Origin of the sequence: Asticcacaulis sp. AC466, from assembly GCF_000495815.1 — a bacterium.
Classification (GTDB): domain Bacteria; phylum Pseudomonadota; class Alphaproteobacteria; order Caulobacterales; family Caulobacteraceae; genus Asticcacaulis.
The window spans coordinates 1-12,569 of the sequence record NZ_AWGE01000023.1 but is presented as its reverse complement, the minus strand read 5'-3'; the positions used below and the strand labels follow the sequence as shown (position 1 = coordinate 12,569).

12 protein-coding genes are annotated in these 12,569 nt (G+C 59.2%); 8 read left to right on the top strand and 4 right to left on the bottom strand.

Annotated elements, in window-relative coordinates; all coding sequences use genetic code 11:
• Nucleotides 1–120 precede the first annotated feature (120 nt).
• The 6 genes from AEAC466_RS41390 to rimM all read left to right on the top strand — a co-directional run bounded on the left by AEAC466_RS41390 (nucleotide 121) and on the right by rimM (nucleotide 6,006).
• Nucleotides 121–1,320, top strand: a complete 1,200-nt coding sequence (locus AEAC466_RS41390) for an LL-diaminopimelate aminotransferase (protein ID WP_023459874.1) — start codon at nucleotides 121–123, stop codon at nucleotides 1,318–1,320.
• A gap of 273 nt (nucleotides 1,321–1,593) precedes the next feature.
• Nucleotides 1,594–1,821, top strand: coding sequence for a hypothetical protein (locus tag AEAC466_RS41385; RefSeq protein ID WP_023459873.1), 228 nt, complete (start codon nucleotides 1,594–1,596; stop codon nucleotides 1,819–1,821).
• A gap of 26 nt (nucleotides 1,822–1,847) precedes the next feature.
• Nucleotides 1,848–3,107 carry a glycosyltransferase gene (locus AEAC466_RS41380; RefSeq protein ID WP_023459872.1) on the top strand — a complete coding sequence of 420 codons (1,260 nt, stop codon included), beginning with the start codon at nucleotides 1,848–1,850 and terminating at the stop codon, nucleotides 3,105–3,107.
• 235 nt (nucleotides 3,108–3,342) lie between these two features.
• Nucleotides 3,343–4,920 carry a signal recognition particle protein gene (gene ffh / locus AEAC466_RS41375; RefSeq protein ID WP_023459871.1) on the top strand — a complete coding sequence of 526 codons (1,578 nt, stop codon included), beginning with the start codon at nucleotides 3,343–3,345 and terminating at the stop codon, nucleotides 4,918–4,920.
• 24 nt (nucleotides 4,921–4,944) lie between these two features.
• Entirely contained in the window at nucleotides 4,945–5,391 is a 447-nt protein-coding gene (gene rpsP, locus AEAC466_RS41370; protein ID WP_023459870.1) for a 30S ribosomal protein S16, read from the top strand.
• A 114-nt stretch (nucleotides 5,392–5,505) separates the two neighbouring features.
• Complete coding sequence (rimM, locus tag AEAC466_RS41365; protein ID WP_023459869.1) at nucleotides 5,506–6,006, top strand: ribosome maturation factor RimM; 501 nt, start codon at nucleotides 5,506–5,508, stop codon at nucleotides 6,004–6,006.
• Between the two features lie 40 nt (nucleotides 6,007–6,046).
• On the opposite strand, the gene AEAC466_RS41360 is transcribed toward rimM, so the two are convergent.
• The gene (locus tag AEAC466_RS41360; protein WP_023459868.1) at nucleotides 6,047–6,799 is read right to left on the bottom strand and encodes an SDR family NAD(P)-dependent oxidoreductase; all 753 of its coding nucleotides are present in this window, start codon (nucleotides 6,797–6,799) and stop codon (nucleotides 6,047–6,049) included.
• A gap of 112 nt (nucleotides 6,800–6,911) precedes the next feature.
• On the opposite strand from AEAC466_RS41360, the gene AEAC466_RS41355 reads away from it, so the two are divergent.
• Nucleotides 6,912–7,793 (top strand): LysR family transcriptional regulator, encoded by an 882-nt coding sequence (locus AEAC466_RS41355; RefSeq protein WP_235074350.1) that lies wholly within the window; start codon nucleotides 6,912–6,914, stop codon nucleotides 7,791–7,793.
• A gap of 46 nt (nucleotides 7,794–7,839) precedes the next feature.
• The gene (locus AEAC466_RS41350) at nucleotides 7,840–8,853 is read left to right on the top strand and encodes a LacI family DNA-binding transcriptional regulator (protein WP_023459866.1); all 1,014 of its coding nucleotides are present in this window, start codon (nucleotides 7,840–7,842) and stop codon (nucleotides 8,851–8,853) included.
• A gap of 58 nt (nucleotides 8,854–8,911) precedes the next feature.
• Here the strand turns inward: AEAC466_RS41350 and AEAC466_RS41345 are convergent, their stop codons facing one another.
• The 3 genes from AEAC466_RS41345 to AEAC466_RS41340 form a co-directional block, all read right to left on the bottom strand.
• Nucleotides 8,912–11,359 (bottom strand): glucan 1,4-alpha-glucosidase, encoded by a 2,448-nt coding sequence (locus AEAC466_RS41345; RefSeq protein ID WP_023459865.1) that lies wholly within the window; start codon nucleotides 11,357–11,359, stop codon nucleotides 8,912–8,914.
• Between the two features lie 323 nt (nucleotides 11,360–11,682).
• Nucleotides 11,683–11,955, bottom strand: coding sequence for a DUF3892 domain-containing protein (locus AEAC466_RS45265; protein ID WP_081714738.1), 273 nt, complete (start codon nucleotides 11,953–11,955; stop codon nucleotides 11,683–11,685).
• A gap of 415 nt (nucleotides 11,956–12,370) precedes the next feature.
• Nucleotides 12,371–12,569 (bottom strand): abortive infection family protein (locus tag AEAC466_RS41340; protein WP_023459864.1); only part of this gene is annotated, 199 nt, incomplete at its 5' end.

Sequence of the window (12,569 nt, the reverse complement as noted above, 5' to 3'; positions counted from 1 at the left end):
ATTTTCCGACATTTGAGCAAAAAATTCCGAAAAAAATGGCCGTGATGGGATGACAAACGAATAGGGATGGGCCATATGGGCGGCTCCTAACATCCCCTTCAGAAGGACCTATCTTCCGTCATGCGTGACTTTTATCGTATCCGTCGCCTGCCTCCCTATGTCTTCGAAGAAGTCAACAAGGTGAAGGCACGTCTGCGCGCGGCAGGTACGGATGTCATCGACTTCGGCATGGGTAATCCTGATATGCCGACTGCACAGCATATCGTCGATAAGCTGGTCGAGACGGCCCAGAAGCCGAAGACTCATGGCTACAGCGTGTCCAAGGGCGTTCATGGCCTGCGTAAAGCCATGGCTGGCTATTACGACCGCCGCTACGGTGTGAAGCTCAACCCCGATACCGAGGTTGTGGCGACGCTGGGTTCCAAGGAAGGGTTCGCCAACCTGGCCATGGCCATCACGGCGCCCGGCGACACGGTCATCTGCCCCAATCCGGCCTATCCCATCCACGCCTTCGGCTTTCTTATGGCGGGCGGCGTCATTCGCCATGTCCCGGCCCTGTCGCCTGAACAATACCTGTCGGGCATCGAGCGCGCGGTGAAACATTCGGTGCCGACGCCATCGGTGATGATCGTCTCCTATCCATCGAACCCGACGGCGCAATGGGTCGATCTTGATTTCTACAAGGAGGTCATTCGTATCGCCCGCAAACACGACCTGATCGTATTGTCGGACATCGCCTATTCGGAAATCTATTTCGAAGACAATCCTCCCCCCTCGATCCTTCAGGTCGAAGGCGCCATCGAACGCTCGGTTGAAATCAATTCCTTGTCCAAGACCTATGCCATGGCCGGCTGGCGCGTTGGCATGGTGGTCGGTAATTCGGAAATCTGCGCGGCGCTCGCCCGTGTGAAGTCCTACCTCGACTATGGCGGCTTTGCGCCGATCCAGGTCGCCGCCGCCGCGGCCCTGAATGGGCCACAGGACAATGTCGCTGAAATCCGCGCCACCTATAAATCGCGCCGTGATGTGCTGGTCGAATCGATGAAGCGTGCCGGCTGGGACATTCCGCCGCCGCCGGCATCGATGTTCGCCTGGGCCAAGATTCCACCGAAGTTCGAGCATCTCGGCTCGATCGAATTCGCCAAGCTTCTGATCGAAGAGGCCCATGTCGCCGTGGCGCCTGGTCTTGGTTTCGGTGAGTATGGCGAAGGCTATGTGCGTATCGGCCTCGTTGAAAACGAGCACCGCATCCGCCAGGCGGCGCGCAACATCAAGAAGTTGCTGCAACCGAATACCAAAACCGCCGCCGCAGCTGAATAGCTGCAAGGGCCGGTTGTCGCTTATAAAAATGTGATCTGAAGGGATGACACCCGTGTCATCCCTTATATTAAGCGTCTTTACGGCCACAGGCACACGGCTATCGTCATTAAGGGTTCATTATTGTTTTTGACTCGCGCTCCGTTTTAGGTTTCACTTGTTATTGTGCAGCGCACATATGTTTTTGCAGAAAACTGACATTTTCCGGTCGGTTTCCGCATCGAACAGACCGTGCGCAAGGCCTTAGCTGTGGGCCGATAACCAAGAGGTGTGCGCGTGGTAAGTCTAGAGTTCGATCTGAATACCGATTCCGAACAGGATGCTTTCTTTGGCGCCTTCTTCAAGTTCGTCGAAGCGGCCGCCATTACCGATGCCGATTCGATCTCCGTGCGTTCCGATCCCATGGGCGATCATCAGGTCAAGGTCGTGACATTCGAAGACGACAGCCAGGCTGATCAGTTCCAGACATACTGGACGCAGCGCCGCAAATGGCTTGGCTTGTGAGCCTATAAGGCTGTAGGCTTGGGTGTATGCTGGGCCTGAGACATCTTCCCCTCAAATATCGTTTGCCCCTGATCCACGGCGGATTGGGTGTTTTGGCGCGCCTGAAGTCGGGTGGGTGGACGAAAGCGGACGACGTGACGCTCAGGCGCGGTGATTTCATCGTATCGGGTTTTTTCACTGAAACGACGGGAATCGCCCAGGGCGGCCGCTTATCGGCACAAGGCTTGAAGGCAGCGGGCTACGACATCGTCGAACACGACCTGCGCCCGGCTTTCAAAAAGCTGTTCAGCAAAAACCTGTTCCACGGCATGCCTCTGCCGGGTCGGGGTGGCGTGTGGTACATCCACGCCAATGCGCCGGAAGTTCTTGTTGCGTTGCTGGCACACGACCCGAAATCGTGGGCGAACCGCTATCGCATTGCCTATTGGGCATGGGAAACGCCTAAGGCCCCGGCGGATTGGGTGTTCGCCGCCGACTACCTCCACGAAATCTGGGTGCCGAGCCTGTTTGTCCGCGATGCCTTGGCCGCTACCTTCAATGCCGCCTTGCGCGCCGATCTGATCTCGCGCCTGCGCGTCATGCCGCATCCCGTGCCGGTGCCGCCGTCCGTCCGTCATGACTCGGCGCGCCAGCGTTTCGATCTGAGCGATACAATCTGCGAGGTTTTAAGCCTGTTCGACACCAAATCCTCGGCGGCGCGTAAAAATCCATGGGGCGTGTTGGACGCCTGGTGTCAGGCCTTTCCGCAATCGAGCGATACGGCGCGCCTGACGCTCAAGGTCAGCGACCTGTCGGGCGATCCGGCGACGGCCCAGCGCCTGCTGGCCATAACCGCCGATCGTTACGATATCCGCCTGATGAGTGAACGCCTGAGCGAGCGTGACATGGAAGCCTTTACAGGCGCGTTCGATGTTCTGATTTCGCTGCATCGTTCCGAAGGGTTTGGCCTGTCTTTGGCCGAGGCCATGGCCGCCGGCGTGGCGGTGATTGCCACTGGCTGGTCGGGCAATGTCGACTTCATGACGACCGAAAACGCCCGCCTGGTGTCATCGACCCTTATTCCGGTTGACGACTCGGAAGGGGGATATGCCCACCTGCGCCGCGATCCAGCACAGGTCTGGGCAGATCCCAACCTCGCTGAGGCGGCATCCGATATTCGCGACTTGACCTATTCGCCGGCATTGCGGCAACGCTTCGCGCATAATGCCGTGCAGGCAATCCGGGCCCTGCATGTCCCTTGGCAGCGCGAAGCGCTTGTCGAGCTACCATTTAACACCGGTTTGTGAGCGCAGACGGCCGCTTTCACCGTCTATGCTTGACTCTGCATGGCTTTTCCGTCAAAGAACCGCCCATATCCGCGCATTCGCATGCGCTTCAGGCACAAACCCTTTACCAACACGGGGATCCGGCGTCAGCCGGCGGAGGTTGGGAAGGCTCCCCGACAGCGCGTTGCGCCCTCGGGGATTTTGTTTTTGTCCGAAATGCTGCGGCAGGCGGACCCAGACTTAAAGGTTTTTGGCAATGTTCGACAGTTTGAACGACCGTCTTTCCGGTTTGTTTGACCGCCTCAGCGGCCGCGGCGTCCTTTCGGAAAAGGATGTCGAAGAGGCCCTGCGCGAGGTTCGCGTTGCCCTTCTGGAAGCCGATGTCGCCTTGCCGGTCGTGCGTCAGTTCATGGTGCGCGCCAAGGAGCTGGCGACCGGCGAAGCCATCATCAAGGCGGTCAAGCCCGCCGACCAGGTGGTCAAGATCGTCTATGACGGCCTGATCGACATGCTGGGCGGCGAAGAGCCTGTGCCGGTAAACCTGAACGCTGTGCCGCCGGTCGTCATTTTGATGGCGGGTCTGCAAGGTTCCGGTAAGACCACCACCTCGGCCAAGCTGGCTTTGCGACTGACCAAGTTCGACCGCAAGAAGGTCATGATGGCCTCGCTCGACACCCGCCGTCCGGCCGCCATGGAGCAGTTGAAGCTGCTTGGCGAACAGACCGGCGTTGACGTGTTGCCGATCGTCGCCGGTCAGGGCGCCACCGACATCACCCGCCGCGCCCTGACCTCCGCCAAGCTCCAGGGCTATGACGTTCTGATCCTGGATACCGCCGGCCGCACCACGCTGGATGAGGCGCTGATGGCCGAAGCGGCCGAAATCGCCAGGATCGCCAATCCGACCGAAACCTTCCTGGTTGCCGACTCGCTCACCGGCCAGGACGCCGTGCGCACCGCCACCGCCTTCCATGAGCGCCTGCCGTTGACTGGCCTGATCCTGACCCGCGCCGACGGCGACGGCCGGGGCGGGGCCATGCTGTCGATGCGTGCCGTCACGGGGCTGCCGATCAAATATCTCGGTGCCGGTGAAAAGGTCGATGCGCTCGATGTCTTCGATGCCCGCCGTATCGCCGGTCGTATTCTGGGCCAGGGCGACGTTGTCGCCCTCGTCGAAAAAGCCGCTCAGGAACTGGATGCCGTCAAGGCCGAGGCCATGGCGAAGAAGATGGCCAAGGGCCAGTTCGACCTCGATGACCTTGGGGCTCAACTTCAGCAGATGAAGAAGATGGGCGGCATGAGCGGCATTATGGGCCTGTTGCCCGGCGTGCAGAAGGTCAAGAAGCAGATCGAGGAATCGAATTTCACCGACAAGGTGTTCGATCGCCAGGTCGCCATCATTTCTTCCATGACCAAGGTCGAGCGCAAGAAGCCTGACCTGCTCAACGCCTCGCGCAAGCGTCGGATCGCGGCGGGCGCCGGTGTCGAGGTTCAGGAAATCAATCGCCTCCTCAAGCAACATCGCCAGATGGCCGACACGTTCAAGATGATGTCGCGGTCCAACGGACGCGGCGCCATGGGTCAGATGGCCAAGATGTTCGGTATGGGGGCTGGCGCAGCCCCGCCCAACATGGCCGAACTGGCCAAGCAGATGGGGGCCAATCCGCAGGGCGGCCCCGGCGCGAACCCGCTTCAGGGCCTCAATCCGGCTCTCGATCTCGACAAACTCAAGGCGCTCGGTGGCGGAAAGCTGCCAGGCGCCACTCCTCCTTCGGGCCTGTTCGGTGGCCTGCCGGGCTTGCCCGGCGCAAAGCCGTTCGACCCAACCAAAAAATAGCACCTTACTAGTTAGGATACTGAAATGCTGAAGATTCGTCTCTCGCGCGGTGGCTCCAAGAAGCGCCCGTACTACACCATCGTCATCGCCGACGCCGCTGCGCCGCGCGACGGCAAGTTCATTGAAAAGGTTGGCACCTATAACCCGATGCTGCCGAAGGACGCGCAACGCGTGACCCTGAAGGTTGAGCGCATCGCCGAATGGCTCAAGAAGGGTGCTCAGCCGACCGACCGCGTCGCCCGTTTCCTGTCGCAGGAAGGCCTCGTGAAGTGGGAAGCCAGCAACAACCCGAAGAAGGGTACGCCGGGCAAGAAGGCGCAAGAGCGCACCGCTGAACGCGCCCAGCGCGAGCAGGACCGTCTGGATGCCGAAGCCGCCGCCCGTGAAGAAGCGGCTGCCGCGGCTGCCGCTCCGGTGGAAGAAGCTCCCGCTGAGGAAGCCGCTGCCGAAGAGCAACCCGCTTCGGAATAATGGCGGTTGGCGCTGCGTCTTCTCCGAACATGTGTGTCGGAATGAAGCGGGCGTAAACACAAATCTAAAGGGCCGGGATTTGCCTCCCGGCCCTTTTTCTATATAGGAACCCTCATGAGCAAACCTGACCTTATCTTTGTGGCGCAAGTCAGTGCCGCTGTCGGCCTGCAGGGCGAATTCAAGCTGCTGAGCTTCATGGACGATCCGTTCAGCGTCCTGGAATATAGTCCCCTGCTGAACGAAAAGGGTGAACCGGCCCTGGTCATCACCAAGGCGCGCGAGCACAAGGGAACCTTGGTCGTAAAGGCCGAAGGCGTTCCGGACCGTACCGCCGTCGACCGGATCAAGGGGCTGAAGCTGTACATTGACCGGGCGGATTTGCCTGAAATCGACGAAGACGAATACTACATCACGGATTTAATCGGCATGAAGGTCTTCGATACGGCGGGCGCCGAGATCGGACGCGTCATGAATGTCGATAATTTCGGCGCCGGCGATCTGCTCGATATCCAGCCTTTGGAAGGGCCTACCTACTACCTTCTGTTCACGGCGGAAAACGTGCCCGAGGTGAATCTGGCCGAACGGCGTATCGTCGTCGATCTAAGCGGAGTCTAGAGCGCCGATCCCACTGGCTCGGCCCTCTAGTCCCTTGCCTTTACGCGTGAATACCGCCTGAGACTTCGATACGCTGGCCATTGAGCCAGCCGGCTTCGTCCGAAAGCAAAACACTGACAATGCCGCCGATATCGTCCGGCAAGCCAACACGGCCCAACGGCGTACGGCTGGCGATGGCCGCATTCAGTTCCGCATCGTCGCGCACCCGTCCGCCGCCGAAATCGGTAGCGATGGCACCCGGCGCTATAGAATTGACGCGGATACGGCGCGGGCCCAGTTCGACGGCCAAATAGCGAGACAGAACATCTATCGCGCCCTTCATCGCGCCATAGGCCGATGATCCGGGATAGCTGAATCGAGCCAGGCCTGAGGACAGGTTGAGGATCGCCCCGCCGTCCTTCATCAATGGCAACAACTTTTGGGTCAGGAAGAAGACGCCTTTGAGATGTATGTTCGTGACGTCGTCGAATTGGGCTTCCGTCGTTTCGGCGAAGGGCGCGTACAGGGCCGTGCCCGCATTGTTGATCAGGAAATCGAAACGGTCCTGACCCCAGTTGGCCCGCAAGGCATCGCGGACCTGTCCGGCGAAGGCGTCGAACCCTGAGCTCACGCCGGTATCGAGCGGCAGGGCCACGGCCTTGCGCCCCATCTGTTTTAACTCTTCGACCAAGCTGTCGGCCTCATCCTGGCGTGAGCGATAGGTGAAGACAATATCGATGCCCTTGGCCGCCAGATGATGGGCCATGTTGCGGCCAAGGCCGCGGCTGCCGCCGGTAATAAGTGCGATTTTCATGAGGGTAGCTCCTTTGTGGTGCAGGCAATTTACTATCTCTAATTTTAGGGATAAATATCGATGAATAGACATCACTGTTCAGAAATTGAGAACAATGAACCGCCTCGAAGCCATGACTACTTTTGTTCGGATAGCTGAACTGCAAAGCTTCACGGCGGCGGCGATCTCTCTGGGCCTGCCGAAATCGCGCGCCTCGGCGGCCGTGAGTCAATTGGAAGCGCATCTGAAGACACAGCTTCTGTATCGCACCACACGCCGCGTTCAGCTGACACACGACGGTCAGGCCTATTACGAACGCTGTCGCGAATTACTGGCGGAACTGGATGAGCTTGATGCCCTGTTCGAACGTACCCCCTCGGCCCTGACCGGCAGTTTGCGCGTCGATATGCCGGTAAGCATGGCGCGGAACTTCCTGATCCCGCGCCTGCCGGAATTCCTCGGTCGGCACCCGGCGCTGGACATTGAGCTGTCATGTACGGACCGGCGCGTCGACGTCATCGCCGAAGGGTTCGATTGCGTCATCCGTGTCGGGGCCCTGGCCGATTCCGGACTGGTGGCGCGGCCTTTGGGCGTGCTGAAAATGGGTAATTACGCCAGTCCCGCCTATCTGGCGCGTCACGGTGAACCGAAGACGCTGGACGATCTAAGCGACCATTACCTCATTCATTACGCCCTGACCCTGGGCAGCCGGCCGTTCGGCTTCGAGTACCGCGACGCGGAAGGCTATAGGACGGTGGATATGGCCGGGCGCATAACGGTCAACAATACGGAGGCGTTTCAGGCCTCGGCCCTGGCCGGACTGGGCCTATTTCAGGCGCCCCGCACCGGCAACCGGCGAAATGTCGAAACGGGTGCGCTGGTGGAAATCCTTCCCGCGTTCGAAGCCGAGCCCTTGCCGGTGTCGGTCATCTATCCGCGCCGCCGTCACCAGGCCCGGCGCGTGCGTGCCTTTATCGACTGGGTCGCCGGGATCATGAGCGATTATCTGGACTAAACCGCCGCGAGGTGTAATGGTCCGGCCAACAACCAACAGAGCACAGATGAAGCGCCCCACCTCTTTCGATATCGCCGCCCTGGCCGGTGTGTCCCAGGCCACCGTCTCGCGCGCCTTGTCCGGCTCGACCTCGGTGAGCGAAGCCGTGCGCCAGCGCGTGTTCGATGCGGCGGCGCAGCTCAACTACACGGTCGATATCAATGCGCGAAAGCTGCGCTCAAAGAAGATCAATACCATCGCTGTGCTGGTATCCGAAGACCTTGATCATTCCGATAACCGGATCAATCCGTTCTTTCTGCCCCTGATCGGTTCCATCCTCGATTACGCCAATACGCGTGGTGTCGATGTTTTGATGTCGCTGCAAAAGGCGGATGCCGACTGGGGCGCCGACTATGGCTTTTCCCGCCGCGCGGACGGTATTATATTCTTAGGATACCGCGATTTCGAATCCTATCTGCGCCGGGTTGCCGTCCTGCGCCAGGTGGGTGAGCCGTGGGTAGTGTTCGGCCCGGTGATGCCGGAGACACCAAACCTGTTCATCGGCTCCCAGAACGAGGAAGGCGCCCATTCAGCCGTTGAGCACCTGATAAAAACAGGCCGCAAACGGATCGTGTTTCTGGGTGAGGCATCCGAGCAGCATTCCGAATTTTTCGAACGCTATAAGGGTTATCAGCGGGCGCATACCGAAGCCGGCCTGACGCCCGATCCGCGATTGGCCGTGGACTGCTTTATTTCACGGGAGGAAGGGGCCGCGGCCATCGATCGCCTGTTGGCGGACAGGGTGCCGTTTGACGGCGTGTTTGCCGTGACCGATCTGCTCGCCATCGGGGCCATCCAGTCCTTGCAGAAAAGCGGGTTGGCCGTGCCGGCTGATGTGTCCGTCATGGGGTTCGATGATCTTTGGGCTTGTACCTGCATAAACCCGACTCTTTCGACCGTGCGTCAGGATACAACCACGGCGGCGAAGGTGCTGGTCGATACGCTGGCGGCGCTCATTGATGGCGAACCGGTCGAAATGACGCGCATCCCGACGCAGCTTGTTCTGCGGGAATCGGCGTAACAAAAAAAAGCCCCCGGCGCCGTGGCGCCGAGGGCAAGTTTGGTCAAAGGGGTTGAGACTAATCTTTGACCTTGGAAGAAGACGAGAAGTGGTCGAAGGTGGCGGGGTTGCGGTCCCAGACCTGGCGATCGCGTAAGGACCGCAAGAGCTTGACATATTCGGCGTGCGACCAGGCCAGCGGTGTAGCGCTGTCGGTGCCTTCGCCGATGGTGTAGTCGTGGGCCGTCTTAAATCCGACGCCGTCGAACACCTGTTCGGGGATCATCAGGCCTTCATTGGCGAACAATTCCATGCCCTTGACATAGGTGGCGCGGATGGCGTCGATATCGGCCGCCGTTGCCCCGCCGGCTTTCAAGGCGTCGCGCGCCAGTTCGTAGTGACCACGTTCGCCGGTAAAGATCGGCCAGACCCGGCCGCGCTGATCGGCTGACATCGTGCCGTAATTGCCGCCGTCCGTACCTTCGCCATAGCCGTCATTGCCATAGCGGCGGAAGCCGGGAACGGTCACAGTACTGCCGGGAAAATGGAAATCGTACCGGACCCGCAAGTTTTCCGGCAGGGTCTGGTCGTCGATGACGGCCAGAGACTGCGTGATGGCCTGATCGTTCGCCGGGCGCACACCATAGCGGACCAGTTCCAGGAAACCGGCATCGATCATCAGGTCCGACCGCAGGCCCTTGCGGCCGTTTCGGTCGTCCAATACGCCCGGCGCATTGGCGTCTTCGGAGCGCGAGATGCGCAGATAATAGCTGGCAGGCCTGTCATCGCCGCGCACCTTGCCCGACGTCGTGAACAGGCGCTGCTCCAGCTTGCGGGAATAGTCTTCGGCAGTGGTTGCGTACAGTTTGGCGTCCTGCGCGTCGCCCGCCTGGGTGGCGATGTCGGCGGCGGCGACCAGTCCGGCGATAACTGCCGCCGTCGTTGACGGCGAATGGCCTTCCTGTTCTTCCCAGCGCTCTTGCTGGCTATAGGGCGGGGTGATGGTGGCGTGGTTCCAGTCGAGCCCGACCGTGCCGCCATGGCTCAGGAAATCGGCGGCGGGCTTGAGCATGGTCTTGTAGGACGACATCAACTCGTCCGTCTTGATCAGGCCGAGGTGTTCCAGGCGTGCGCCAAGCAGGATCGGCATGGCCGTCTGATCGAGCTGGACGCCAACCCATTCAGGCGTGCCATCGACATGGGCTTTTTGCATGAACCAGCCGGTAGCGCCGCTATTGCCCGGCGTTGAGGCCTTGACCTGAACCGTCGGCAGGTAGCGGAAGGCGGCAACGGGCGTTTGTCGGTCGCCCAGGGCGGCCAGGGCCATCGAGACCTGATAGAAGTCGCGCGGCCACACCGCCTTGTAACCCGTCGATGACACGTCGGTCGTGACGGTGTCGCCCCATGGATTGCTGAGAGAAGCGATCAGCGCACCGGCTGAGGTGTGGTCTTCCTGGGTCTTGAGCATCAGGGCCGAAGCGTAGAGCAGTTTGCCATTGTCTTCGGACAGGGGGATCAGGCTTTTCAGTTCGGTCAGGGAGGCCAGATAGTCTTCCCACCCGACGGCCTTGCCCTCACCGTTGAAATTGGCGAGTACGCGGGCATAGCCGGTTTTGAGCGTGGCGGTGGATTCGGTCGTCGCGACGGCGGTTGTGGCGCCGAAACCGACAGCCAGATCGACGGTCAGGGTCTTCGTAACCGTCGGTAACTGACCGACCAGAACGATATTGCCCTTGACCGTCGTGGCACTATGCCGCGCGCCCAGTGTCTGACTGGCCACCAAGTCCTTGATGCCATCGGTCGTGCCGGTATAGCCGACATTCGCCGCTTTGAAGGGCACGCTGGCCGACAGGTTGAGCGCGACACGGCCTTGCCAGGCCTGAAGATGGGTGAGGTCAACGCGGCCTTCGTCATCGCCCGACGTATTGGCCATGGACGGGTCGAGAATGACATAGGGCGTCACCGGTCCCTTCAATGCCTTGACCGTGACGCGGACCATCAGGGTCTGGTGGTCCGGATCGGTAAAGACGTCCTTGATGATGACGAAGCGGCCCTGCTTGTCCGTGTTGGTCAGGCGATAGGCGGGCGACAAAGGCCGGCCGGCGGAATCGGTATGCAGGTAGGCGACATGCGACGTGGTGTCGGTGCGTTCGAAGGCCGTCCAGCCCTTGCCGGTCACGGCAATCTGCATTTCGCGGATCTGGGCTTCGTGAATGCGCCCGTACATGGTTTCGGTGATGACGCCTTCGGCCAGCGAGAACCACACCTTCGATACCTTGCCGGTGACGGCGCTGTCGGAAAACTGATAGTTTTTATAGGCTTCATAGGCCGTGCCGATGCCCTGCTTGCCGGAATAGGACCAGGGCGAGGCTATGCCGGGACCATCGCTTGCCTTCGCATCGGCGATGACGGTCGGATTGTGGTCCGGCATTTCATCCTTTGCCGATACCGGCGACACAGCTGACAGGCAGGCGCAAAGGGCGATTGCACTGACCCAGGCGGGCGAATTTCGCTTGCGGTGTTCCATACGTCCTCACTGCCTCCGCGCGGCGTCCAAACGCATATCGGCGGATCTTGTTGTTTGACCGTTTCGACGGCCGTTTTGCCCATTATGACAAAGCACCCACGCTTCGTCGCGTTGCATACGTATTCACGGCGGCAAAAGGCGCATGAATACGAATACAGGGCCTGCGGCAGGGGTTTCGGGCACAAAAAAACCCTTTGGCCGGTAAGGGCCAAAGGGAGTTTATGTTGAGATACCAGTATTTTTTTACATTTTATTTAAGTAATAGCCAGCGGAGACGCGGTGAATCCTTACAAAGGTTTGGACACGCAGCGCGGTATTTCCCGCTATTGTGGGCAGTCAGGCAAGCTGAGCAAGTTATTAGCGGGGTAGCTATCTGGCTCTGTAGCGAGATAGTCTCTGCCGGACGTCGGATGGCGCTTAATTGCAATCCAAACACTCACATTATTTACACTAGTCCAAAAGCGATGTCCGCTCCTGATCCAGGCTATTACTTGATCGATTGAACCGCCATCCCAACCGGGACCACCTAAGCGGTCAATTCTGCGGTCCATGTCGTTTCCATCGCGACGTATCCAAGTTACTCGGTAGTCAGCCATGGATTTTTCCTTTCCATATGGCTGCTGGTGCGGTTGATGTTATGAGTTGAGTCAGGTACGTCTGTTACATATTGAAATAACCCGCCCAGCGTGGGTTAAAGTGGGCGGGTAGTGAGTTTAGTTTCCACACGCGACTCGCTACCCGTCTTTAACATAACGTAATTCTCAGATTCGTAAAATGTCGTTGTTGCCATCTGTTGACTCGTCCACAGATAGCTACTTTGGATGTTCTATTGCTTTTGTTGGTGTGCAAAACGCAACCAATGTCATTTTCTGTTAGCGGCACACTTATTGCTGCTTTAGATTGTTTGGGCTGCGAATTGCGTACCGGTTAGGCATTAGACGGGCGAGCGTCTATAGAGCTTAATAAACGACATGGTTTAACCCATGTATGCCGCGCAACACTCTGTGTAAGCTATTTCTGCCGATCCTTCCAAGTTGCAACTAGGAAGGCTGACATGCTGCCCGCGAGGTTAACGACAAGTTCAGCGTGGCGGGGCTTTGGTTTAACTGGCAAGCGGCCTTGGCCGTGGGCATCACCAATCTTGTTTCTGATCGCCCCTAGGTAATTTACTATCGATTGGCAATTGCCGAGGATGGATTTGAAGACCACT